The organism is Pedobacter sp. N36a, assembly GCF_014472395.1.
Lineage (GTDB): Bacteria > Bacteroidota > Bacteroidia > Sphingobacteriales > Sphingobacteriaceae > Pedobacter.
On the sequence record NZ_JACSZW010000004.1, the window covers coordinates 469505 to 495144 of the forward strand.

Annotated in this window: 24 protein-coding genes; 2 read left to right on the plus strand and 22 right to left on the minus strand. The window is 40.6% G+C overall.

The genetic code is table 11. From position 1 onward, the window contains the following. Nucleotides 1–15 precede the first annotated feature (15 nt). The 16 genes from nuoF to H9X96_RS10955 all read right to left on the minus strand — a co-directional run bounded on the left by nuoF (nt 16) and on the right by H9X96_RS10955 (nt 13945). Nucleotides 16–1380: an NADH-quinone oxidoreductase subunit NuoF gene (nuoF, locus tag H9X96_RS10880; RefSeq protein ID WP_187666292.1), complete on the minus strand. Its 1365-nt coding sequence runs from the start codon at nt 1378–1380 to the stop codon at nt 16–18. Next, entirely contained in the window at nt 1380–1892 is a 513-nt protein-coding gene (gene nuoE / locus H9X96_RS10885) for an NAD(P)H-dependent oxidoreductase subunit E (RefSeq protein ID WP_187666293.1), read from the minus strand. The genes nuoF and nuoE overlap by 1 nt, the downstream gene beginning before the upstream one ends. Further along, complete coding sequence (locus H9X96_RS10890; RefSeq protein ID WP_187666294.1) at nt 1885–3099, minus strand: NADH-quinone oxidoreductase subunit D; 1215 nt, start codon at nt 3097–3099, stop codon at nt 1885–1887. Before H9X96_RS10890 ends, nuoE begins: the two co-directional genes overlap by 8 nt. A 4-nt stretch (nt 3100–3103) precedes the next feature. Continuing rightward, nucleotides 3104–3604, minus strand: a complete 501-nt coding sequence (locus tag H9X96_RS10895) for an NADH-quinone oxidoreductase subunit C (RefSeq protein ID WP_187666295.1) — start codon at nt 3602–3604, stop codon at nt 3104–3106. After that, nucleotides 3604–4146: an NADH-quinone oxidoreductase subunit B gene (locus H9X96_RS10900; protein ID WP_062546543.1), complete on the minus strand. Its 543-nt coding sequence runs from the start codon at nt 4144–4146 to the stop codon at nt 3604–3606. Before H9X96_RS10900 ends, H9X96_RS10895 begins: the two co-directional genes overlap by 1 nt. Nucleotides 4147–4254: 108 nt before the next feature. Next, nucleotides 4255–4626: an NADH-quinone oxidoreductase subunit A gene (locus H9X96_RS10905; RefSeq protein ID WP_062546542.1), complete on the minus strand. Its 372-nt coding sequence runs from the start codon at nt 4624–4626 to the stop codon at nt 4255–4257. Between the two features lie 74 nt (nt 4627–4700). Further along, entirely contained in the window at nt 4701–6416 is a 1716-nt protein-coding gene (locus tag H9X96_RS10910) for a tetratricopeptide repeat protein (protein ID WP_187666296.1), read from the minus strand. 63 nt (nt 6417–6479) lie between these two features. Further along, on the minus strand, nt 6480–7388 hold the full coding sequence (locus tag H9X96_RS10915; protein ID WP_187666297.1) for a substrate-binding domain-containing protein: 909 nt from the start codon (nt 7386–7388) through the stop codon (nt 6480–6482). A gap of 72 nt (nt 7389–7460) precedes the next feature. Further along, on the minus strand, nt 7461–7685 hold the full coding sequence (locus H9X96_RS10920; protein WP_187666298.1) for a hypothetical protein: 225 nt from the start codon (nt 7683–7685) through the stop codon (nt 7461–7463). Between the two features lie 9 nt (nt 7686–7694). Continuing rightward, nucleotides 7695–8516, minus strand: a complete 822-nt coding sequence (locus tag H9X96_RS10925; RefSeq protein WP_062546538.1) for an energy transducer TonB — start codon at nt 8514–8516, stop codon at nt 7695–7697. Between the two features lie 33 nt (nt 8517–8549). Further along, the gene (locus H9X96_RS10930) at nt 8550–9086 is read right to left on the minus strand and encodes a biopolymer transporter ExbD (protein WP_187666299.1); all 537 of its coding nucleotides are present in this window, start codon (nt 9084–9086) and stop codon (nt 8550–8552) included. 9 nt (nt 9087–9095) lie between these two features. Beyond that, nucleotides 9096–9710, minus strand: coding sequence for a biopolymer transporter ExbD (locus H9X96_RS10935; protein ID WP_187666300.1), 615 nt, complete (start codon nt 9708–9710; stop codon nt 9096–9098). A gap of 86 nt (nt 9711–9796) precedes the next feature. After that, nucleotides 9797–10639 carry a MotA/TolQ/ExbB proton channel family protein gene (locus H9X96_RS10940; protein WP_187666301.1) on the minus strand — a complete coding sequence of 281 codons (843 nt, stop codon included), beginning with the start codon at nt 10637–10639 and terminating at the stop codon, nt 9797–9799. A 283-nt stretch (nt 10640–10922) separates the two neighbouring features. Beyond that, entirely contained in the window at nt 10923–12527 is a 1605-nt protein-coding gene (gene pckA, locus H9X96_RS10945; RefSeq protein ID WP_187666302.1) for a phosphoenolpyruvate carboxykinase (ATP), read from the minus strand. 144 nt (nt 12528–12671) lie between these two features. Next, on the minus strand, nt 12672–13025 hold the full coding sequence (locus H9X96_RS10950) for a translation initiation factor (protein ID WP_187666303.1): 354 nt from the start codon (nt 13023–13025) through the stop codon (nt 12672–12674). 11 nt (nt 13026–13036) lie between these two features. Continuing rightward, on the minus strand, nt 13037–13945 hold the full coding sequence (locus H9X96_RS10955; RefSeq protein ID WP_187666304.1) for a diacylglycerol kinase family protein: 909 nt from the start codon (nt 13943–13945) through the stop codon (nt 13037–13039). Between the two features lie 231 nt (nt 13946–14176). On the opposite strand from H9X96_RS10955, the gene metK reads away from it, so the two are divergent. Continuing rightward, complete coding sequence (gene metK / locus H9X96_RS10960) at nt 14177–15427, plus strand: methionine adenosyltransferase (protein ID WP_187666305.1); 1251 nt, start codon at nt 14177–14179, stop codon at nt 15425–15427. A 64-nt stretch (nt 15428–15491) separates the two neighbouring features. Here the strand turns inward: metK and H9X96_RS10965 are convergent, their stop codons facing one another. Next, a complete protein-coding gene (locus tag H9X96_RS10965) occupies nt 15492–16022 on the minus strand; it encodes a biopolymer transporter ExbD (RefSeq protein ID WP_187666306.1) in 531 nt (176 codons plus the stop codon). Between the two features lie 86 nt (nt 16023–16108). Between H9X96_RS10965 and H9X96_RS10970 the strand changes: the two genes are divergently transcribed. After that, nucleotides 16109–16477 carry a hypothetical protein gene (locus H9X96_RS10970; RefSeq protein WP_231635005.1) on the plus strand — a complete coding sequence of 123 codons (369 nt, stop codon included), beginning with the start codon at nt 16109–16111 and terminating at the stop codon, nt 16475–16477. A gap of 172 nt (nt 16478–16649) precedes the next feature. Here the strand turns inward: H9X96_RS10970 and H9X96_RS10975 are convergent, their stop codons facing one another. The 5 genes from H9X96_RS10975 to H9X96_RS10995 all read right to left on the minus strand — a co-directional run bounded on the left by H9X96_RS10975 (nt 16650) and on the right by H9X96_RS10995 (nt 25617). Continuing rightward, nucleotides 16650–19169: a beta-N-acetylglucosaminidase domain-containing protein gene (locus tag H9X96_RS10975; protein WP_187666307.1), complete on the minus strand. Its 2520-nt coding sequence runs from the start codon at nt 19167–19169 to the stop codon at nt 16650–16652. Nucleotides 19170–19260: 91 nt separating this feature from the next. Beyond that, complete coding sequence (locus tag H9X96_RS10980; RefSeq protein ID WP_187666308.1) at nt 19261–20130, minus strand: discoidin domain-containing protein; 870 nt, start codon at nt 20128–20130, stop codon at nt 19261–19263. A 37-nt stretch (nt 20131–20167) separates the two neighbouring features. Beyond that, nucleotides 20168–21922 (minus strand): LamG-like jellyroll fold domain-containing protein, encoded by a 1755-nt coding sequence (locus H9X96_RS10985; RefSeq protein ID WP_187666309.1) that lies wholly within the window; start codon nt 21920–21922, stop codon nt 20168–20170. Between the two features lie 22 nt (nt 21923–21944). Next, nucleotides 21945–23876, minus strand: a complete 1932-nt coding sequence (locus tag H9X96_RS10990) for a M60 family metallopeptidase (protein ID WP_187666310.1) — start codon at nt 23874–23876, stop codon at nt 21945–21947. Nucleotides 23877–23883: 7 nt separating this feature from the next. Next, the gene (locus H9X96_RS10995; RefSeq protein ID WP_187666311.1) at nt 23884–25617 is read right to left on the minus strand and encodes a LamG-like jellyroll fold domain-containing protein; all 1734 of its coding nucleotides are present in this window, start codon (nt 25615–25617) and stop codon (nt 23884–23886) included. Between the last annotated feature and the right edge of the window lie 23 nt (nt 25618–25640).

The following is a 25640-nucleotide window of genomic DNA, read 5'->3' on the forward strand; positions in this document are numbered from 1 at the left end:
GCATTGGTTTGATCGTTAATTTTCTGTACTAACTGCTTTAGCTATTGGTTCAGCATAATTTGCTAATCCATAATTTGTATCCAGGGATAACTGAGGGTTTTTCACATGCCATTCAAATTCATCTCTGAAATGTCTGATGGCACTTGCTACTGGCCATGCAGCTGCATCACCTAGCGGGCAAATCGTGTTTCCTTCAATTTTCTTAGCTACATCCACCAATAAATCAATATCGCTCATTTTACCATGGCCATATTCAATGCGGTGAAGCACTTTTTCCATCCATCCAGTACCCTCACGACAAGGCGAACATTGGCCGCAACTCTCATGGTGATAAAAACGGGAGAAATTCCAGGTGTTTCTAACCATACACTGGTCTTCATCAAAAGCGATAAAACCACCAGAACCCATCATCGTACCAGTAGCAAAGCCACCTTCAGATAAAGATTCGTAACTCATTAAACGAGGTTCCCCGTTTGCAAGTTTTAAGGAAAGGTTAGCAGGAAGTACCGGAACAGAAGATCCACCAGCAACAGTTGCCTTTAATCTTTTGCCATTGGCGATACCGCCACACCATTCATCAGAATAGATAAATTCTTCTACAGGAAGTCCCAATTCAATCTCATAAACACCCGGTCTTACCAAATTTCCAGAGGCTGAGATCAGTTTTGTACCTGTACTGCGTCCAATACCTACTTTCGCATACTCGTCGCCGCCATCATTAATGATCGGTACTACAGCTGCAATAGATTCCACATTGTTCACTACCGTCGGACAGCCGTACAACCCTGCAATTGCAGGGAATGGAGGTTTAATTCTTGGATTACCACGTTTTCCTTCCAATGATTCTAACAATGCAGTTTCTTCTCCGCAGATATAAGCACCACCACCCGGCTGAACGTATAATTCCAGGTCGTAACCTGAACCTAAAATATTTTTACCTAAAAATCCAGCATGCTTAGCTTCTGCAATTGCTCTTTCCAGAATCCGAATTTGAGGCATCATTTCACCACGTACATAGATGAACGAAGTTTTTGCACCCAAAGCAAAGCTGGATACAATCATACCTTCAATCAGTGCATGAGGAATGTGAGTCATCAGATAACGGTCTTTAAACGTTCCCGGCTCCGATTCATCGGCATTACAAACCAGGTAACGCGCTACGCCCTCCGGTTTAGCTAAAAAGCTCCATTTCATTCCCGTAGGAAATCCTGCACCCCCGCGCCCGCGTAATCCAGACTTCTTTACCTCTTCCACCACTTCATCAGGAGTCAGAGTTTTCAGGGCCTTTTCCACGGAACGGTACCCGCCTTTCTGGCGATAAACATCCAATGTATGAATGCCTGGTACGTTTATATGTTCTAATAATAGTTTACGACTCATTATTTCTTGCGTAAGTCTTGTATCAAATCGTCTACCTTTTGTTCGTTAAGGTTTTCATAGAAAGTGTATTCAGGGCCAATTTGTAACACGGGTCCATAGCCGCAGGCAGCTAAACACTCTACGCCTCTCCAGCTAAATAAGCCATCAGGAGTGACCTCATTTTCTTTAACGCCAAGGCTTTTTTCAATATGGCCCATTAGTTTCTCTGCACCAACCAGACAGCAAGGTCCCGTTCTGCAAACTTCCAAAACGTATTTCCCTTGTGGCTTTAGGAAGTACATACTGTAGAACGAAGCTACTTCATATACTTCAATTGGCTCTATGCGCAGATATTCCGCAACTTTATCCATAGCATTTGGACTTAACCAGCCCAGTTCTGCTTGTACTTCATGCAAAATTGGCAATAAAGCGGATTTTTGCTTTCCTTCCGGATACCTTTTAACGATCTCTTCAAACTTTTCAACTAAAGCTGAGGAGAACTGTACAGGTTGTTGTTCTTCTACTTTAAGCATCTAATTCTCCTGCAATAATATTCATACTACTCATGTTGATGATGGCATCTGATAACAGCATACCAACACTCATGGGCGCAAACATTTGATAATTTATAAAGCTTGGTCTTCTGAAGTGCAAACGATAAGGTGTTCTACCACCGTCGTTGATCAAATAGAAACCCAATTCTCCGTTACCACCTTCTACTGCATGGTAAACTTCTGCTTTTGGTGCGTCAATCTCTCCCATCACAATTTTGAAGTGATAGATTAAGGCCTCCATATTGTTGTAAACTTCTTCTTTAGCCGGCAAATAGAACTCAGGAACATCTGCGTGGAAGATTCCAGCAGGCTCATGTTTCAATTTCTCCAAGGCTTGTTCAATGATGCTCACACTTTCCCACATTTCTGCATTACGCACCAGGTAACGGTCATAAATATCACCGCTGGTACCTACAGGAACCTGAAAATCGAAATCCTGGTAAGAAGAATAGGGCTCGCTTACACGAACATCATAATCTACTCCTGCAGAACGCAGTAATGGGCCAGTCCAGCCATAATCCAAGGCCATTTCTGCAGTTACTGCAGCCACACCTGAAGTACGGTCGATAAAGATCCTGTTACGGTCAAGCAAACTTTCGAATTCTCTTAACGCTACTGGGAATGTTTTTAAAAATTTATTAATTTTCGCAAAGGCGATTTCATTGAAATCTCTTTCAAAACCACCAATTCTACCAATGTTAGTCGTCAGACGAGCACCACAAATCTCCTCGAAGATTTCATAGATGTGCTCTCTAAACTGGAACAAGTAAAGGAAAGTAGTGGTTGCACCAGTATCCTGAGCAATAATGGTGTTACAAATAATGTGATCGGCGATCCTCGACAGCTCCATGACGATTACCCTCAGGTAATCTACCCTTTTAGGCATTTGGATGTTCAGCAATTTCTCTACTGTCATGTGCCATCCCATGTTGTTGATTGGCGATGAGCAGTAGTTCAGTCTATCTGTTAGTGGAGTGATTTGATAGAATGGGCGGTGTTCTGCTATTTTCTCGAAAGCGCGGTGGATATAGCCAATGGTAGAAACACCACTTACAATACGCTCTCCGTCTAACTGAATAACATTTTGAAAAACACCATGTGTTGCAGGGTGAGTAGGCCCTAAATTCAGGGTTACCAGCTCATTCTGGGGATCATTATCTGTATATACCGGTTGATTGTGATTCATGTGCTTATCTACCAAAGTATTCGTCTTTTTTATCTACTCTGTTTGGATCTTCCAAAGGATATTGTTTTAACATAGGGTGAACACCAAGCTCGTCCATGTTCAATATTCTTCTTAAATCCGGGTGACCTTCGAATTTTACACCGAAAAAGTCATAAGTTTCTCTTTCCATCCAATTCGCGGCATTCCAAAGAACGGTCGCCGTAGGAATGGTAGGATGATGCTCATCGATAAATACCTTTACACGTACCCTAACTTTTTTCACCATACTGTGCAGGTGGTAAACCACTGCAATACCGTGTTTTTTCTCCGGATAATGAACTGCTGTAATGTCCGTAAGGAAGTTAAAATTCGTGTCGCTTTCTTTTAAGAAGCGCAGCACCTCGATGATGACATCTTTTGTGGTTTCGAAAGTAAGTAAGCCGTAAGGCTCATTTACCCCTATAATTTTAGCACCAAATTTTTCATTCAATGCCTCTAAGATCTCTTTATTTGTCACCTCTGCCATTATAGAATTCCGTATGAAGCCAACATTTCTTTGTATTGATCTGAATCTCTTCTTCTCAAAGATTCGTTCTTAACCAACTCCTGAATCTTCCCAAAGCCGTCTAAGATCGCTTCTGGTCTTGGTGGGCAACCTGGAACGTACACATCAACAGGAATGATCTCATCGATCCCCTGAAGCACTGAATACGTGTCAAAGATACCACCACTGGAAGCACAGGCACCTACGGCAATCACCCAGCGAGGTTCAGCCATCTGTAAATATACTTGTTTTAACACCGGACTCATTTTCTTAGCGATGGTACCCATCACCATTAATAAATCCGCCTGACGAGGAGAAAAACTTAAGCGTTCAGATCCAAAACGACCGAAGTCATAGTGAGAACCCATTGTAGCCATAAATTCGATACCGCAACAAGAAGTCGCGAATGGCAGGGGCCATAATGAATGGGAACGTGCCAAACCAATTACTTTGTCTAAAGAGGTGGCAAAAAAACCAGATCCTTCTATGCCTGGAGGCGCGTCTACTATATTGATGTTACTCATGATACAAAACGAAAAAAGGTTCATTCCTACAAAGAATGAACCACAAATTTACAATATTTTGAAAGGAATTGGCCTAAACCTTGATCATTTAGAAACAATCTAAATAGGTTAATTCCAGTCTAAAGCTTTCTTTTTCAAAATGTAGATAAAACCTAGCAGCAAGGTGCCCATGAAGACGAACATCTGGATCATCCCGGTCATACCAAGCTCTCTGAAGTTTACTGCCCATGGGTACATGAAGACTACCTCAATATCAAAAAGAACAAACAGGATCGCTACTAAGAAATACTTAATAGAGAAAGGCTGGCGTGCATTACCTACCACCTTCACCCCCGCTTCGAAAGTAGCCAACTTATCAGCTGTCTTTCTTTTTGGGCCTAAAAAGTGTGTGGCAATCAAAGTCACAACAACAAATCCTAAAGCAACAATAATTTGAAATACAATAGGTAAAAAATCTACAGGTACACTTTGGGTTTCCATGGCATTAAATTTGGGACAAAATTAAAAGAAAAAGGCAGGATAACAACCCTGCCTTTTTCTTTTATTGGAAAATATTACTTTTTCTTAACTGGAGTCTTAGCTGCAGGAGCAGTTAATTGCTTCAAACGCTCTTGAGCACCTGTATTTGCAGGATCAATTGCTAAAGCTTTAGTCAAGTATTCTTTTGCTTTTTCTTTATCAGTTTGTGCATAGTAAGAACCGGCATAAACATAAGCTTCAACTAATTCTTTAGGTTGTGCGGCTGCAAGTTCAGGCTTAGTCACGGTTACCAATTGAATCAACTGATCGTAGTAAGGAACAGCTAACCATTTAGGGTTATTTGCATCATCGTTATACTTTGCAATACGCGCTCTAAAAGCATACGCTAAAACGAAATCATTTTTAGCCTTAATGATATTAGCAAAAGCAGAGTCAGCATCAGCTAAGATTTTCTTATCAGGATGTTTACCGTCTCTGTCTTTAAAAGCATAATCATAATATTTTGCAGTACCTAAATAGTAGTTATTGGTTAAGCTATTTGGGCCATTAGGATTTGCCTTAAGTGCCAATGTATACACATCACCAGCTTTATCATATTTCTTAGCTTTGAACAGCGATAATGCAACTTCTTCTAAAGCATCTGCTTTTGTTGAATCTTTCTCTACTGCTTTAACGATATTCCCTAAAGCTAAGCTATCGTTACCTGTTTGCATTTGCGATTTACCTAAATAAAGGTAATCATCAGCAATGATACGTGAAGGATCTTTCACTTTCGCAAAGAAGTCATTCATGTACTCCAAACTCTTAGGATAGTTCTTATTCTCATAAGCTGAATAACCACGTAATCTTGATACCACAAGGCTTTTCTCATTGTTAGGGCTCATTGTAGCTAACTCAGTAGTTACTTGCTCTAAGGTTGGATAGTCCTTTGCATAGAACAAGAACTGAGCATAGCGTAATTTAGACTCATAAGAGTTATCAGTCAAGTCTAAGTATTTTTTATAGTTAGTCAATGCCAAAGCAGATTTAGCAGCTTGTTCAGCAACAACCTGGTTTGCCCATTGCATATACAGCTCAGCAAGCTCTCTGTAAGCAGGACCATAGTTAGGATCAGCAGTAATCGCTTCTTTCAAGCGATCTTCTGCTTCTGGGAATGCTCTTGATTCTGTGTACATTCTACCAATCTGAACGGTTGCTCTGATTAGATTTGCATTGATGTTCAATGCTCTCATATAGTTTTGCAAAGCTTCAGAGTTTTTTTTCTGAACGGCATAGTAATCACCTAAGGCTAAGAAAGTCTCTGCATCTTTATCATTAGCATCCAACTCATCTGCTTTTTGCAGGTAAGGTAATGCCGCAGTAAAGTCTTTATTATCGGTAGCGATATAAGCTTTTCCAATGTATAACTGAGGGATATAATCTTTTTTAGAAGATACCTCTACAGCTTTATCAAAATTAGTTTTTGCCGAAGTAGGATTTTTATCATATAAATCAGCTTCACCTAAACCAATATAGTTTAAAGGGTTTTTAGGATCTGCCGTTACACCTTGAGTAAAAGTTGCTCTCGCTGAATCTACATAATCCATTCTTAGATAAACATCACCTAAATTAAAGTAGTTTTCTCCTTTATTCGCTTGTGATTTTACCAATGCTTTCAGCATGGTGGTCGCTTTCTGGTACTGTTCGGCATCTACAGCCTTCTTTGCATCATTTAAGCTTTGAGCAAAAGAGGCAGAACCCATCACTACTAAACCTAAACTTAAGGTTATTGCTTTCTTTGTCATTTTCATGGTTCACTATTGTTTTAATTGTAATGAAGCTCCTAATCAGGCTTCATAGTTCAAATATAAAATTTAGTTTGTATTCTTTAAATTAAATTCTCTCGGCATCATTTTATGTGGACCTAGTCCAGATTTGAGTACGATCAGCTGTCCGCGTGGACTTACTAACCAGTTTGCAAAACCTGTGCCTAAACCTTCACGGCCTTCCGCATTAATGATGTAGATATTTCTTAAAAAAGGATATATCCCATTAATTAAATTCTGCTGAATTGGCGTATAAAACGCATTATCCCCTTTTTTTCCTGGTAAATTCTTCACCCCCAGCATCTTCACTTTGGCGATTGGCCCAGCCATAGCTGCCTCATTGGAGATTAACCAGTTTACCCCAACTACACCAATAAAATTATTATTATCTGCAACGTATTTTATAACGTCATTATTGTCCTGTAAAGTATAAACTCCTTTTTTTGGCAGTTCTTTTACTCCAGCAAGTTCTTTAAAATAACGCAAAGTACTGGAATAAGCATTATCAAACACCAATTGTTTTCCAGCAGCTGATTTTCCCTGCAGGATATCGATCACTTCCTGCACCGTAATGGTACTGTCCGCGTTCGCCGCATTCGTAATTAAGGCGATTCCATCAATCGCAAACCTCGACGTTCTAGGAACAATACTTCTATTTCTATAAATCTTGTCCTCTTCCGGAGTCAGCATCCTGGAGGAAATCATCACCCTTACGCTATCGTTTAGAAAGGTAGGTAGGATTTTATTCTCATTACCTTCGATCACGGTAAATTCAGCTGTAGGATAATCCGTTTTGAATACCTCAATCTGATCTGCCAGTACTCTGGCAAAGGACGCATCAGTCAGGATCTTAACGCTTCCTGTGGTACGGCTTTGTTCTACTGTATTTTCTGGCTTTGGCTTACGCTTACAGGCCACAAATATAAATAACAGCAATATCAGACTTAAGTGTTTCATTTGAATCAATATTTTTCGATAAAATGCGATTAAGCAAAGTTATTTCAGCGCGTTAAATAGGATAATTCGGATTTAATCGTCTTTAGGATTAATTAACCGGGCAAATCTAATGGCTGCATAAACGATCAGCAATAACCCAAACAAGATGCGATAAGTTTTCTGGATTTCAAAGGGAATATCAGTCCAGAAGATCAATAATAGGCCTAATACGAAATAAAACGCAAACATCACGAGGCCTAAAATGAACAGAAATCGCTGTTGAGGCGATTTCTGTTTAAATGTTCTTAAATTAAACATTCGTAAATACTATTGAGATAAGGTAAAGCTGATTGGAATATTGAACTTCACACGTACCGGTTTTCCGTTTTGGATACCCGGAGTCCAACGTGGACTCGCTTTCAATACTCTGATGGCTTCCTCATCAGTACCACCACCAAGTTTTCTTTCCACTTTGATGTCGGTTAAGTCTCCATTTTTCTCTACTACGAAAGATAAGAATACTTTACCTTGAATGTTATTTTCCTGAGCCATTGCTGGATATCTAACTGCTTTCTTCAAGTAAGCGTAGAATTTCTCCATACCTCCAGGGAAACCTGGCTGTGTTTCAATACTCACGAAGTCATAAACCTTTGTGTCTTCTACTACCGCTGCTTGTTTAGGGCCATCTCCAACAGGACCAGCAATTACAATATCAGCAGTAGGATCACCTTCAATGGTTTTCTGACCTGGATCCGCTTTTTTCAAATCTTCGATCTGAACCGGTTCCTTATCAATCACCTCATTATCCGGTTTTACAATCGGAGGAGGGAATTTAATTTGATCCTGTTTCGGTGGGGGTGGCTCTACCGGTGGAGGTGGAGGGGTATCCGGGTTCACCGGTGGAGGTGGCACAACTGTAACCTCTACTTGCTTTACAATCTCGTCTTCTGGAAGACTACCCTTGATCAAGCTCAAAACTTTTGGGGTCATAAATGCAACTACGAAAATAGTAGAAGCAATCAATAACGCTTTTGTAGTATTTGCGGCACTCGTGCTGCGAAGCTGGTATGCTCCGTAGCTCTTGTTTTTACCCGCGAAGACGACGTCAAGCCATTCCCGTTTCAATAAATCTATTTTAGAACCTAACATAGCTTACTATTTAATATTTTATTAATTCTTTTATTATAAAATTCCAGCACTTTTCATGAAATCTTTTTCAGCATCAGTAATGTTCTCATCATCGATTGCAGGAGCTGTGGTGATCTTAGTGATCGCTAACTCATCCATGATATCAACAAAGTTCTTGTAATTCGCTCCTGATGTCGGCTTGATCACCATAATGATCTGTCTGCCACCAGTAGTTTCAGCTACTTTCTTTTTATTATCTAATATTGATTTTCTGATATCAGCAAAACTCTCAACATTAGGTTTTGATTTACCAGCTTCTCCCATGTACCAGGCAACTTTATTGTCTTTACCCAATAATATAGTCATGGTTTCAGAAGCACGCAATTCATTCTTTTCAGTCGATTTGTCGTCTTTATCAGGCTTTGCAATATCCATTGCAATTGGTTTCGACAGGGAAGTGGTTAACATAAAGAAGGTGATCAGCAAGAAGGCTAAATCTACCATCGCCGTCAAATCGACTTTGGTATTTGCTTTCTTACTCCTTACTTTTTTGCCTTTTTTCCCCCCGCCGGAGGTATCTAATTCAGCCATAATATTTATCTATTGAGCATCGCCTTCGGCAGATGTGATTAAACTAAACTTGTTAATTTTTTGCTTCTGCAAAATATCGATCACTTTCTTCACCGCAGGGTATTCTTCCTTAGCGTCTCCTTTGATACTGATACGCATTGGCGCTGCGTGTAATTCGGCTACGGCAGTACGTGATTGCATCACCCATTCCGCCAATTGATTGTTTGTTGAATCAGTTGGAATACCAGTGTCAATACCAGACTTTGTACGCTCATCACCACTCATCATGATGAATTGCTTTAAACTCTGTACCGGTACACCGAAAGCACCAACTACACCAAAACGCTCTCTTTCTTCCGGAGTGAATTTAATGCCGTACTTTTCGCCCATTTTATCAAGGGTAGCCATTTTAATGTCTTTCCCTACGATTTCATAAAACACTTTGCCTTTTCCAATCGACAATATACCCATGTCCAAATCTGGAACTTTAAGTTTATAAGTCGATGAAGGGATAGTAACATCCAAAGGATCAGGCTGACGTGCTGTTGCTGTTAAAATAAAGAAAGTAAGCAATAGGAAAGATACGTCGCACATGGCGGTCATATCTATCGAAGTACTCTTTCTTTGAACCTTTGCTCTTGGCATAATTTTAAAAATTACTTATGTATTTAACTAATGATGTTTATTCTTCCGGTTTTCCATAAAGCCGGTAAAAAAAAATACATTATTTTTTATTTATGCGTAGAAGCGTAAGTTTGGATGATGCTGAAACCTGCTTCATCAATAGCGTAAGTCAATTTATCGATTTTCGAAGTTAAAATGTTGTACATGATAATCGCGAAAGTAGAAGTACCAATACCTGTAGCTGTGTTAATCAAAGCCTCAGAAATACCAGTTGCTAATGCCGCTTGATCCGGAGCACCAGAGTTAGCTAAACCACCGAAGGCCTTGATCATACCTGTTACTGTTCCTAATAGACCTGTTAATGTACCTACTGATACTAATGTTGCAATTACTGTTAAGTTTTGCTCTAACATTGGCATTTCTAATGTAGTTGCTTCTTCGATATCTTTTTGGATCGCTAAACATTTTTGATCTGTATCCATGTTAGGCTCAACTTCCATTTCTCTGTATTTTTTCAAACCAGATTTGATCACGTTAGCTACCGAACCTTGTTGTCTATCACACTCAGCCATAGCACCTTCGATGTTGTTTGAGTTTAAAAGTGATTGTACTTTTTTAACGAATCCGTCTAAGCTACCTTTACCAGTTGCTTTACCAATTACGATCATACGCTCAATTGAGAAAACGATAACCATTAAGAACATACCCATTAAGATTGGTACGATGAAACCACCTTTGTAAGCCATACCTGCGTAGTTACCTACTTTTGGCATCGTCTCATGCAAATCTGGATCTGCGCCGTCAATAAAGTTATCTCTACTACCCAAGACAAACTTGAAAATACAAATACCGATAATGATACAGATAGGAATTACTAATGTTGCAAATAAATTTGAAGCAGATGAAGAGCTCTCTTTTTGAACTGTTGTTGGTTTTGGTGCGTTTGCCATTGTTTTTTAGTTTTTTAGTTTTTAGTACTCGTGTTTTTTTTAAATTTAGATTATTATTCTGTAATACACACAACGATCATTACAAACAATTGTTGCAAGAACAAATTTATAACTTTGATTTTAATTCCAAATTAAATAATCGTTAGTTTCTTCCCTTGAGCTAGGTCTCCCCCCTGTCCGCATCGGCGTATATTAAAAAAAGATTGTCCCCATGCGGAGACAATCTTTCACAATTAAAACTAAAAAAAAATTGATATGCAAATTTTTGAGCAAAAAAAAAGCTTTAAGAGGCGTTTTCCACAACTTTAGGGAAGGATGCGAGAATTTCAGCACTCGCGAAAGCTTCAAACTGCTTAAAGTTGGTAATAAACTCCTGTGAAAGCTCATTCGCTTTTTGGTCATATTTCTTCTGATCTGCCCAGGTATTTTTTGGTTGTAATATTTCTGATGGGACCCCCGGACAAGCCTCTGGGATCTGCAAACCAAACACAGGATCTGCGTTGTAACACGCATTTTCCAGTTCGCCTTTCAAAGCCGCAGAAATCATAGCGCGGGTATACGATAATTTCATTCGTTTCCCGACACCGTAGGCTCCCCCACTCCATCCAGTATTCACCAGCCAGACATTCACATTGTGCTTGCGCATTTTCTCCCCCAGCAATTCCGCGTATTTAGTAGGATGCAAGGGTAGGAAAGCTTTTCCAAAACAAGCAGAGAAAGTAACCTGAGGCTCGGTCACACCTGCCTCTGTACCTGCCACTTTTGCCGTATATCCCGAAATAAAATGGAACATGGCCTGGCCCGGTGTTAATTTAGAAATTGGCGGCAATACACCGAAAGCATCTGCCGTCAGGAAAAATATGTTTTTAGGTACACCTGCGATAGAAGGCAGGATCGCATTGTCTATATAATGGATTGGGTATGCAACCCTGGTGTTCTCCGTTTTCTCTACATTGCTGAAATCCACTTCACGGCTGCCTGGGAAATAATTGATATTTTCCAACAGCGAACCAAATTTGATGGCTTTAAAAATCTGAGGCTCTTTTTCTTCCGTCAGGTCCACACATTTTGCATAGCAGCCACCTTCAAAATTAAAGATGGTGTCTTGACCCCATCCATGCTCATCATCACCGATCAGCCCTCTCTCCGGATCCGCCGAAAGCGTTGTTTTGCCCGTTCCAGAAAGTCCGAAGAAAATCGCTGTATCACCATCTTTGCCCACATTAGCGGAACAATGCATCGAAAGCGTATTTTTTTGCAGTGGTAAAATGAAGTTCAGCACAGAAAAAATCCCTTTCTTGATTTCACCGGTATATCCGGAACCACCAATAAGGATCATTTTTTTAGTAAAGTTTAATAACGAGAAGTTTCCCTGACGGGTACCATCCACAGCTGGGTCTGCCAAAAAGCTAGGTGCAGCGATAATAGTCCATTCTGGGTTTTCAGGCAAGTTTTCATGGTCAAACCTTAAAAACATATTATGGGCAAACAAGTTCTGATAGGCACTTTCGGTCACTACACGGATCGTCGTTTGATAACTCTCATCCGCACATGCATAAGCATCCCTTACATAGAATTTCTCCTTATTCAGGTGATCAGTAACCTTTTTTAGCAGCGAATCAAAGTGTTCAGGGCTAAATTTAATGTTAATATCTCCCCACCACACCGAGTCTTCGGTCAACTCATCGCAAACAATAAATCTGTCTTTTGGAGAACGACCAGTAAATTTACCAGTGTCTATTGCCAATGCTCCGGTATCGGCAAGTGTTCCTTCTCCATTTTTTAAGGCCTCTTCAACCAATTGTGATACATTAAGCTGAAATAGGGCCTGATCTGAATTTAAATTCAAATACCCCAAATCCGGCTTAAGCGTAAGTGCTTTGCTCATAAATAAATAAGTTAGTGAGGCAAAGTTATACAGATAAAAAGGTATTATCAGCGCTTTTGCGCGAAAAAATTTACTTATTGTTGTTGATACACTAACAATAAAAGCCTTAAATATCAGCTAATTACAATTTAACAAGGGCTTTTCTTAGCCTCCAGATTTTTTAACTTTATAACCTTCTTTCTGCAATAGCAGCAAAACTTTGTCTCTAAAGTCGCCCTGGATTAAGATCTCTCCATCTTTTGCCGCTCCGCCGACCCCGCATTTGGATTTCAGCATTTTACCCAGCACCTCCAGTTCTTCCGTACTTCCGATAAAGCCAGTCACTAAAGTGACCCCTTTTCCACCACGGTTTTTGCGGTCCAAAGTCACCCTAAGGTCCTGCTGATTGGCTGCCAAAGGAGGCTGCTCTACTTCCTGATCGGATTCATAAACAAAAGAAGGATCCGTAGAAAACATAATCCCCCCAAAATCATTTAATATTTTCTTTTTCGATTTCATTGCTGTTTAATTTAAGTACCTGTAAGCGCTGCCGCTTCATGATCAGGTGTAATGATATTTAAAGAAAGAGGTACCATAGAGATGCTCAGCTCCTTCCCCATAAAATAAGGTTCTCCGTCAATGTGGATGGCATCATTGGCCGGCCGCACAATCCTGATGTCCCTTCCCTGAATGATTTCTACCATTTCTGACTGATCAGTAGAACCATTGAGCATGTGGTAGGCCAATACCGGAATCTTGAAAAGTGGAAATCTCTTAATGATACAGACGTCCAATAGACCATCTGTAATCGAAGCATGAGGAGAGATATGTGCATTATTACCATATTGAGAAGAATTTGCCACGCTCACCACAAAAGCGGTGCGGACATATTCCTGACCATCTATATATATATGGTAAGTCTGCGGTTTGTAATTCCTCATTTCCCTAAATCCAAGTTTCAGGTAACCCGATAAGCCCCTCGATTTATTTCCGGCAAATACTGAGCTGATGTGTGCGTCAAAGCCCATACCTGCCATATTAAAAAAACATTTGTCGTTAAATTTTGCCGTATCGATCACCCTCACCTTGAAATCATTGATCACCTTGATCGCCTGCACCGTGTTCATCGGGATCTTTAAAAATCTCGACAAGCCATTTCCTGACCCAAAGGGAAGAATCCCCAGGATCTTCTTCTGCTGCATCACCTTGGTTCCAATCTCATTGATCGTTCCATCTCCCCCAACGGCTACAATGACATCGAAATTTTTGCTGGCCGCTTCCTCTGCAATTTCGGAGGCATGACCAACATATTCCGTAAAACTGTAATTCGCATTAAATTTGGATCGATCCAAATGTGCATCGATCAATGCTGGAATTTTCAGCTTGTCTTTTCCTCCCGAAATCGGGTTAATAATAAATAATATATTCGATTTTGACAAAACACTGGTTTAAATACGGTACAAAATAATTGATATTTTTTGACTATTTGAATATATATAGTAATTTTGCATCATTAAAGTGGACTGATTTGCGATGCTATCATCAAAAATAGCGGGATTGCAACCACGTAAAAAAAAGTGCTAACCTATCATACACTTCAATTTACTGCCTGCGTTGCAGGATCAGAGGCCATTTTATATAATTGTTTATTATAAAATTAATTATTTAAGATGTCATATTTATTTACATCAGAATCTGTTTCCGAAGGTCATCCTGATAAAATCGCAGATCAAATCTCCGACGCACTAATTGATAATTTCCTGGCTTTTGATGCAGATTCAAAGGTTGCATGTGAAACTCTTGTTACAACCGGGCAGGTAATCCTTGCAGGTGAGGTTAAATCGAAAACTTATCTTGATGTACAGCAGATTGCACGTGACGTCATCAAAAAAATCGGTTATACCAAAAGTGAGTACATGTTTGAGGCCAACTCCTGCGGAATCCTTTCTGCAATTCATGAACAATCACAAGACATCAACCAAGGTGTAGATAGAAGCAGCAAGGAAGAGCAAGGTGCAGGTGATCAGGGAATGATGTTCGGTTATGCAACCAACGAAACTGAAGATTACATGCCTTTAGCTTTGGATCTTTCTCATAAACTATTACAGGAACTTGCAGAATTGAGACGCGAAAATAAGGACATCACCTATTTACGCCCGGATGCAAAATCTCAGGTAACCCTTGAATATGATAACCACAATAAACCAGTTCGTATTGATGCCATCGTAATTTCAACTCAACATGACGACTTCGACGAAGAAGCAACCATGCTTGCAAAAATCAAGTCTGACCTGGTAACGATCTTAATTCCAAGAATTATTGCTAAATACCCTCAGTACGCACATTTATTTAATGATAAAATTGAATACCACATCAACCCAACCGGTAAATTCGTAATCGGCGGTCCACATGGTGATACTGGCTTAACAGGCCGTAAAATCATTGTAGACACTTACGGTGGTAAAGGTGCTCACGGTGGTGGTGCTTTCTCTGGAAAAGATCCAAGTAAAGTAGATAGAAGTGCGGCTTATGCGACACGTCACATCGCTAAAAACCTGGTAGCTGCAGGTGTTGCAGAAGAAATCCTGGTACAGGTGAGTTATGCTATAGGTGTAGCAAAACCGATGGGAATTTATATCAACACTTACGGAACGAGCAAAGTGAACAAAACTGACGGTGAGATTGCGACCATTGTAGAAGGCTTATTCGACATGCGTCCTTACTTCATCGAACAGCGTTTGAAATTAAGAAATCCTATCTATAGCGAAACTGCTGCTTATGGTCACATGGGTCGTAAAAATGAAACCGTTACTAAAACTTTCAGAACGCCTTATGGAGAAGAAAAAACAGTAACTGTGGAGTTGTTTACCTGGGAGAAACTAGATTTCGTAGATCAGGTGAAAGCTGCTTTCGCTTTGTAGAACATAAAAATATAAAATTAGAAAAGGCGTCATCCGATCGGATGACGCCTTTTTTTTGCAGTTATCACTTCAGCTGCTTTAGCGCAGCGAGCTCGGGTTCCAGTAAACGATCATCATCTACCAGGTAAGATTTGATATCCGCAATCTTCATCTCATCCAATACATCTACAAAATTCTTATAGTTCGAAGCCTCCGTTGGTTTAATGATCACCACCATAAACTTATTCGGATCATGGCCATGAAGGTTTGCAATGGCTTTTTTATTTTCAGTCAGGACTTGATTAATTTGCTGAAAATTGCTTTTTACGCCCGCTGATTTCCCCGCTTCTCCAAGATACCATACGATCTGATTCTCCTTCCCTAAAATTAAGGTAACCGTTCTTGAAGCTGGATAGGGCTGATCAGGGATGTCAATCACCGGCTTCACCATATCCATTGCCTGGGACTTTGACAAAGAGGTGGTCAGCATAAAAAAGGTAATTAAAAGAAAGGCCAGGTCTACCATTGCGGTCAGGTCTACAGCGGGAACAGCTTTGCGGGTTCTCGCATTTCCCTTTATGGCAGGGCCATTTTGGGAGAGGTTTAAAGTTGCCATATCAATTGAGTTTAGTTTAATTGAGGATGTAAAAAAACTCCCGATTGCATAAACGAAAAACCATTTCCTTAAATAAATGTTAATTAATGAAACAAACAGCAATCATTATGGAACAGCCCGTAGAAATGAATACCCTTAGCCAGATCCTGGATAAATTAAGACTTAAAGGACTGGACAATGAAGTAAAGATGACCGATCATGGTAAAATGCAAGGTGTAGGCCTGAATAAAATATACAACCCGGAAGATCTCACCATTATAAAAACCTATCGCTTTGAAGGTGATTCTGACCCTGGAGATAACTCCGTCCTTTACATCTTAGAGGATAAAGATGGTCAGATAGGCTATATTCTTGATGCTTATGGCATGTACAGTTCTCAGGAGGGCGCCGGATTTGATGACTTTTTAAAGAAAATCCCTACCGCAGACCGCGATCTTCAGGAACTCTTAAAATAGAAAAGCTATTGCAACTAAAAGGCCCATCTTAAAGATGGGCCTTATTTATTTATACTTTTTTATCCATTACACTTATCCACAATACGATGATCCCATCAAGAATCGCTAAAACTAATATTGCCCATTCATATACCTGCATCTATTTATTGTTTTAAAATGTAATAAAATCCGCCTAATATTTAGTGATTTCGTAAATACGCAGGGGCTCAGCCGAATCGGTTTTAAAATACAAAGTATCTATATTCTTCAACGCAGACTTCTCGATTTTAATAAGATCTGAACCTCCTTTATAAATCACCCATTCTTTACCACGCTTATCTTTTGAAAAGACCGTTACAGATTGCCCGTTCAGACGCAGTAACCACCTTAAATCAGCTTGCTGAAAATCTTTTGGCAAATGCAGCATTCCCGGTTCATGCTTAGAAAAAGTACTAAACGTTGCCAAATTTCCATCCAATACATACACTCCGTTATCGGCTTCGTTCTTTGTCTTTACCTCCAATTTAAACAATTTGAGGTAAAAATTCTGTGCCTGATCAGATTGATTTCTAAAGCGGATATACTGTGCTTCGGTAGGATAAAACTGATTCGCTTTTCCATTCCCTTTTTTCTCTGTCACAGGGACCCCCTTCCAGTTGATGCCATCAGCGGAGCTTTCAAAAATACCCCAAGTACCAAGCGAAGCCGATTCCAGGTTAAACTGTAAAGCCAAAGGTTTTAAATTCGGATGTAAACGTAAGCCAAAATACTCCCCAGACTTCAAGGTAATGGTTTCCAAGACCGGCGCAATGGCCACGCTTTGATTGCCAATCTGTAATGGCTGACTTTTCAATTTGGCAGCATTACTGAACAGCGTAGTCTGGTCCTTGTCGCTAACCGTAGCTCCCGCAGCAGCCAACCGATTTCCCTGAGCCATCTGCTGACCAATCATCAGCAAGACCGACTTTACAAAAGGGGTCATCACCAGGGATCCTGTTTTAACGCCTGGCTGATAAGGATTCAGGTTCATCCTTTTATCCAGGTCAGTCATTTCATCCAAGTACCGCTCGGTCTGCAGGTATTTACCCCAGGCCGAAGCAAAGGACTTATTGTTCCAATCTTCCGCTAAATCCATTACCGCAAGCCCCGCTTTTCCCAGTAAATCAAATTGCTGGAGCCATGGGCTAATCTGCTCCACTAACCTCTTATTCTGGCTCTTTAAGGGAATATCTTTTGCCGCAGCAATCATTCCCTCAAATTCTTTTTTAAGGCGCTGTGCATCGGCAATCGAATACCCTCCTTCGCTTAGCGACTTCAGAAAAGAAAGGGTATAAGGTTTGATTTCTACGGACTCCGTTCTTCTATAGCGGTGGCCATTGGCTCCCGGATCACTATTATGGGCATTAAATAATTGGAACGCTGCTGATGCCTCCGGCATGATGTAACGGTGAGAAGCCAGCCATGCCTGTTCCGGATCATAATTCTTCATGTTCCAGGTATAACCTGCTACGCCGAATATAGCAGTCTTCGAAGGCTCCGCTTTATCCATTGGATTAGAGACGAAACCAGACATTTCCTGCTGGGCATCTATATCAATGCCATAAGATGGCCCCATTAATAAATGGTCGCGTACATAATCACTAACCGGAAAATTCCACCATACGAATGCGGGTCTGCGAATGCGTTTATTGACCCATTCCAAGCCCTCCTTCGTAATGTCAGCGACCACGGTATTCCCAGTCCACATGATATGGATGGCAGGGTCCAGCTTTTCGCCTAGAATATCCAGGTAAGTACCTGGTTTCGGATCGGACCAACTTTTATTATATTCTGTTGGACACATGATCAATGGGGTCACATCCTTTTTCTTATTTACAAATTGGTACTGGATATAATTCAACAAGCCCGCTTGTTTACCGGCATCTGTACCCACACCAGAAATGTCATCAAAGAATACGGCGAAAGAGCGGACTCCTAATCCATACATCATTTCAAACTTTTTAAGCACCGCAGTACTGTCTTCCAGGTTCCATTTGATATCTTTTCCCGGGTGAATGGCCCATACAAAATCTACATAATTCTTTTTTGCTTCCTGTACCAATTGCTTGATTTCAGCCTCTTCCTTTTCCGGATAATGTAACCTCCAATTTGGTGAAGAATGGTAAGGATCGTCTTTCGGACCATAGATATAGGTATTCAGTTTCAGCTGGCCGTAAAAACGCAGTTGAGCAATCCGGTCCTGCTGTGTCCAAGGCTCTCCATAAAAGCCTTCTACCGTGCCGCGGAAAGGAACATCTGGATAATCAGTTACTTTTACATAAGGAACTGCCGTTTTAGCATTAGCTAGCTGTATTAAAGTTTGTGCAGCATAAAATACACCCCGATCATCCGCAGCACTGATCTTAACACCTTCTTTATTGATGGTCAACTGATAAGCACCGGAACGCTGAGCCGGAGATTTACTTTTCAAAACCGTTAATGGCAATGCTTTTTTTCCACCATCCATTTTGAGCACAGTGTTTAAAAGGCTTTGCAATTCTGGATTTAAAGTTCCAGGTTTCACATACAGCGCTTGTCCCAATGGAAATGATCCAGGTTCCATCACCAATTCATGAGGTTGGGGATAAATCACTACTGGCAGTTCCTGAGCCAGCGACACTTTAGTGAGTACACATAAAAAAATAGGGATCAATCGTCTTTTAAAGTTTAGCATCTTCTTCTTTTCTTTCTTAACTATAGGGGATCTAACATAAGAATGGGGCTCTGAAGGTATTCAGAGCCCCACAATAATAGGATTAATAAAATTATTTCCTGGAATAGGCTTCAAAATTAGCCAGACATGGGTATGGTGATCCTACCCTTAGGGTTATCTTTACATAACGAATCGCTTCCGTAGTAACCACCGGATAAAGCTGTTCCGTTTTTATTGCTGGATTAAAAGCCAGTGATCCGGCACCGATTTCAGTATACTTAACGCCGTCTACACTACCTTCCAAAATGAAATTAGTAAAACCCTGAGTGGCATCAACATGGGCATTTAAGCCCACTTTCGTTAGCCTACTCGCTGTTTTCATATCCACAATTAACCAATGCGGATAAATATACATCGGCTCTGCATTATAATCCGACTGCCAGAAAGAAGGTACTCCCGGAGAAGAAAGACTGATTCTTTTCAGGTCATCCACAATATTCTCCGCACCATTAAACTCATTATCTGCGTCATTGATTTCGCTGGAAGCGCTAGCCGTCCAACCGATCTTTGTCAATTTAACCTCTGGTTTCAAAATCGGTACGATACCAATCAACCTGGTTTCTGCCAATTTTCCTGCAGTATTATTCACTAGAATCGTAAAATTGGTCATTTCAGAAATTGGGAGCGTAAAAGACCCAGTTGCGTCTTGATTGTTCTTAACTGAATGTTCTTTTCTCAGACCATCCTGATTGTACTTTACCAAAATATCCACTGCTTTCTTTGAGCTATTGCTCCATTCAAATTTAGCACCATCCATTTCCGAAGACACAGCAATCGAATTGGCCACATTAATATAAGTGGGATCTTCCGTCACTTCTACCGGAACCGGGATCACTTCAATAACAGGTGCTACGGAACTTTTCTTACAAGAGATTGCTGCAACAGCAAAAACCATAAATAGGTACAGACATTTTCTTTTCATTGTTTTCTGTTTTTATTAAATATCTAAGCCTAAAAAATTAACGTTTAATGAATTCCGTTTCATAGTCATCCAACCATACCGTTCCGTCAAGGTTCCATGCTGCTTTAGTTGGCACTCTTAACCAATAGAACATTTGTGTCGTCACATCAACATTCTGAAGCAAGATCATTTTCGGGTCTGCTGGACCATAACCTGTAGCTGGAGTCGCGGCTAAAAGATCCCAGGAATACTTTCCGGTAATCGTAAAATTCGGACGATTGGCCACCTTATTCTTAATCGTATTGGTACCACCATCATTTCCTGGCCAATAGCTTACCAGATTAGGGTAATCAGGGTCTGTAGTTGGCACTTCGGTTTGGGTCACAGCCGCTTTAATTGCAGATTCTGATAATACTTTATTCCAAATCTTCAAATCTGACATGTACAAGTTGATATAACCTCCGGAGAATACTTCAGGCTGATATCCCATCACTAATGGAGCGGTTGAAGTCACCTGTGAAGTACCTGGTAAAGTCACTTCATCGAAAGACTTCAGCCCATCTACATACATATTGATTTTAAAGTCTGCACCAACCTTGCCAATTGTTCCCGTAATAGTATGCCATTTTCCATCCGTTCCAACATTTTCAGCCCTTGGCTGTACTGCAGTAGTACCATTACCTACAAAGAAGGTTACTCCATTGTCATTTCTAAAAAAGGACCATCCAGCAGTAGCACCCGTACGGGCTGTAATCTTACTCAGGAAAGGAGGAAAGATATAATTGTATTTACCATCAGCATTCTTATTAATCAGGATTTTAGCCATAATTGTCATCGAGCCATTGCCAGGATTGTACAAACCAGTAGGGTCATTTGCCGTAGCTCTCACCACTCTTCCTGCTGCCACTTCCACAGCGTTGTCTCCTTTACCCCAGTACCTTACCGAATAATAAGGATTGGCCTTCATTTCGAATGGCTTAAAGTTTGGGTTATAAAAGATACTGAAGATATTTCTTTCCTGAATGGAAGCTCCACCGTAAGTTTTACCTACTCCCCCATGACTGGAGGAAACGATCACTAACCAGTCTTCTTTAGCATAGTCTTTACGTTTCTTCAAAGCGTCCAACATTTCACCGATATAAGCATCAGCCTTTTCAATCGCATCCTTATATTCCGGAACCTCTGCTGAGAAACCGAAAGTAGTTCCCGCAGTTACTACACCACGTAAATCAGCAATCAGCACACGTTGGTTGTCGGTTTGTAAAGCTTTTACAACAGAGTCTTTCACTTGTTGGTCATTGCTCGCTAAAACACGGCGATCCGCATGGATCAGGTAATTGTTTAAAGCTTTATTTGAAGTTGCCGTTAAGGTTTTAAATTCTGGTCTTACATCTAGCATACGGGCAAGTGCTGTTGGATATTTGGCCACTTCATTATGATCTTCAGACAAACTTTCTAAATTAAATTCCTCATCCAATACACGGTGTTTGCTTGAAGTTACCCCAGTAATTAAACTAGCCCAGGTTGTTCCAGTATTGGTCTTTGCATCACTTACTGCATCAAAACTATACTTACTGTTTTTCAGCATGCCCGCAATATTTACCGGATTCAGCTTTTTCACTTCAGCACCTACAGCACCATCTATAGTAATGATCAAGACTTTTCTTTCTCCATAGCTATCTGCAGCCCGCCCATATTCTTCGAATACAGGGGGCGGATTGTCATACTTTTTACAGGCATTAAACAGGGTAGCAAACAATGTCAATGCTGCACCCGTCATCAGCATCGCTGTTTTATTTTTATAATTCATCATAATTTTCAATGATTTAAATTCTTTATGGCTTAATGATATTTAGCTCCGCTAATGCAGCATATGGAGAATTACTATGGTTATTTAAAATCACAACCTTAAAATACCTGCCCGTTTTCTCTGCTGGGAAAAGGTATTCAATTTTCTGACCTTGCAATCTTGCCAACTGTTTAGAGCCTACTTTCGTCCAGTTCGTTTTATCCTCACTCACGTATACCTCTATATCCTTAGGTAATTGATCCGCGCTATTTCTAGTGATAAAATAAAGGCCCTTTACTGTAGTCGAGGTAGCTACATCCAGTACAATCGTATGCGGCATCTGGCCGGTTGCACCGTTCCATTGCGAATGCCAGAAAGTATTGTTATCCCCATCAATCATGGCATTTGCTCTTCCATTCACAGCGCCCTCTCCTGTCAGCTCTTCAGAAGTAGCTGTGATGACATAAGGGTTGTAGACTTCATTCCCTCCCAGTTTGGTCATCGGGTTATAAGTCCAGATTTTTTTCCTTAACAATGGGAATTTTTTGGAAATCTTTGCGGTTGAAACGCTACTCACTTCAATACCCCATGCATTAAAGAATGGCAACAAATTCACATTTGCAAATTCAGAGAAACGTTCATACACAAAATCCTTTTTATCTTGAGTGGTATTGGCAAGTCTTGTTGCGTGTCTGGCTTCTGTATACAGATGCGTCATCGCACCATAGCCATATTTTTCAAAGATCTGCAAGAAAGGAATCATTCTTTTAAAAGGATCATTCATACCGGCATCCGTATCAAATTTCTTCGCGCCAGTCGGTCCGGCTGCATAAGCCAAGGCAGGAGCTACCCAGTCGTCGCCATGCTGAATCGAGAAATTAGCCCCATTTCTATTGGCTACTTTATAATTGAAAAGGTTGTTTGTCGTTTCTCCTAACACTTCCCAGCTCCAGATAGAAGGCTGCTGACAATTGTGACCAAACTCATGGTATGTACCCCAATTTGCACCACTTTGCAATTGTTCCAAGCTAATCACACTATTGAACCATTCGCTGTCCATGGTGGCCACAACAGGGAAACCATTGTGACCATAACCTACAGAAGGCTGAATGTCTAATACCTCACGCCATGCAGACTGTGGGCTACGGTCTCTAAGATCCGCACTGTTATCAGATAGACCCATCCAACCATTATAGTCCAGTTCAAATTTCGCATTCCATTCTTTCATCAATGCCGTTGGATTAACCAATGGTTTTGAAGAGTTAAAATTCCGAATCAGGAAATCTCTTGGGATCAGGAAGATCACTCTAGAAGACCTCAATTCCAACCAGGGTACAGTCGAGGCTTTCACCTGAGCAATCCATTGTGCATCATTAGATACTCCTAATACAAAGTCTGGAGACACTACCGCACCGGTAATAGTTAACTCTACCGGTTTCTCAAAAGCAATATCTGCACGGATATAAATTGTTCCGCCATACAGGTTACGAACATAATTTACCCCAGGAAACAATTGTTTCGTATTGGTGATTACTGCATCTCTCTGCAAAGGCTCCTTTCCGGTAAGGTTGTCGGTATGACCACCCACCTGAACACTTAAACCATTAATTCCTGCAGGAACAACAATTTTGATCAATTCCCCTGCCGGAGCATAATAACCGATACTAAATTGTGGTTCTGGTGCCACATTGATTCTTAAAAGTTTACCATTAGAGGCAGAAAAATTCAGGTCTAAAACCACTTTTGCATTCACTACACGTGGTTCAGAGGGCTCTACCATTCCAGGGAAAATCCTTGCCCTGGAATACATGGTACGGTCTATCTGCATCATCATCGTATCTAGTGGTAATCCGCCTGGAACCACTTCACCTGACGCATTAAAGCCATCTTCAAATTTATAACCATATTTCTTGCAGGAGATGAAGCCCATCAATACAAGCAGCATAAGCAGTTTGCTTAAAAAATTAGCGTTTTTCATATCACAATTAAGGTTTAATGTCTGAATAAGTTGGGTCCCATGATTTTCCTGCTAGTCCCCATGAAGTAGGCACTGAAACACCCATCCAATGATAGATTTCAATAGGAATGTCTACATTGTTAGGGACCATAGTATAGAAATTAGCATTGATATCAGGGCATAATGCCGGACTCACTACACTAAATGTTTCCCATGGTACGGTCCCACCTAATCTGAAATCCAGTCCTTTTCCAGTTTTTTCTTTTAGGACGTTTCCAAGACCATCCTGCATTGGCCAGTAGCCAATCAGGGTACTATATTTAGGGTGGTCTGCTTTAATGTCCGGTTTACAGCCATAAGCGGATATTTCCGTAGCCGTTAAAGCAGCCTTGAAGATTTTTAACTCCGTCATTAGCACTGAGGCATTCTGATTTCCATCTGTAGGCAGGTAACCTAACCTTAAAGCTGCAGGGTTGTCCAATGTATTGCTGTTCATGTCTAGTTCATTGTCAAATTTACCATCAGTATATCCTCTTACCTTTTTATTGGTACCATCAAATACAATGGTCAGCTTATGCCATTTCCCATCATTAATTGCTCTTCCTTTCATTTGTTCGGATACATTCGTATTCAGCGTCCATGCGCCTCCTTCTAAAAACATATTCCAACCTGGACCTGTAAATCCTTTTTCCCGTTTAGACAAAAAGGTAGGATAGATCTCACTGGTTGTATTGCTTTTCAACAGGATCTCTATCGTGTAATTTCCATAAACACCGAAATTATAGGCAGTAGCGCTGTTCACCGTTGCTATTGGTCTGGTGGCATCCGTAAAATCATAGCGGATACTTGATCCACTGTAAGGAATCTTCTCAGAATCTGGTTTAGGAACAAATAAACTGTTGAATCTTGGATTGTAAAAAATCACAAAGTTATTTCTAACTGGGTCCGCATACGGCGTAATATCTGTACTATTAGGATCCGGAGCGATTAGCCCTCCTTTATTAGAGGCAATCACCACCAACCAGTTCTCCGTCACGAAGGTTTTTCTTTGAGACAAAGCATTGATCAGCTCACCGATATAGGTATCCATTTTAAGGACAGCATTGGCGTAATCGGCGGTAGTACTTTCATAACCTGAAGCTTTACCAGCAAGTTCTACACTATGAAATTGCGCCAGTACAAAACCTGCATCACCACGTTCCAGCTCGGCTTTCACTGCATTTTTTACTGCCACATCATCTCCTTCAAAGCTTTTATTCTCTGTAGCATCTTTAGCAAGGTAGCTACCGAATGCGGTAGATGCACTAAATGAGGCACTCCTTAGCCCTGGTACATTTTGTTTCAGTCTGGTAATCACCGATGGGAACTGACTCAGTTTATTTCCTGCGAAATCTTCTGAAACGACCCCATGCTGACCTCTCTTTACGCCGGTCAACATATTGGTCCAGGCACCAGCATTACTTACTCCCGTACCATCCACATCTGTTAAACCATCATAAGCGTAAATAGATTTTTTGATCACCTGAGAGATATTCGGGGCATTAATTTCTTTCAATGCGCGCCCTCTAAGCCCATCCACGATAATGTACAATACCTTACGCGTTTTAGAATTTACACCCACCGTATCATTCTTTATATTCTCCTTTAATTTATTTGGAAAATCTTTATTACAGGAACCCAACATCATTAGCAGGACTATGGCTACCGAACCCAGTAGGCCAGCTACCAATCCTTTATGTGTATATGTTTTTATTTTGTTCATCTTATTGCTCTTAATCCTGAAAA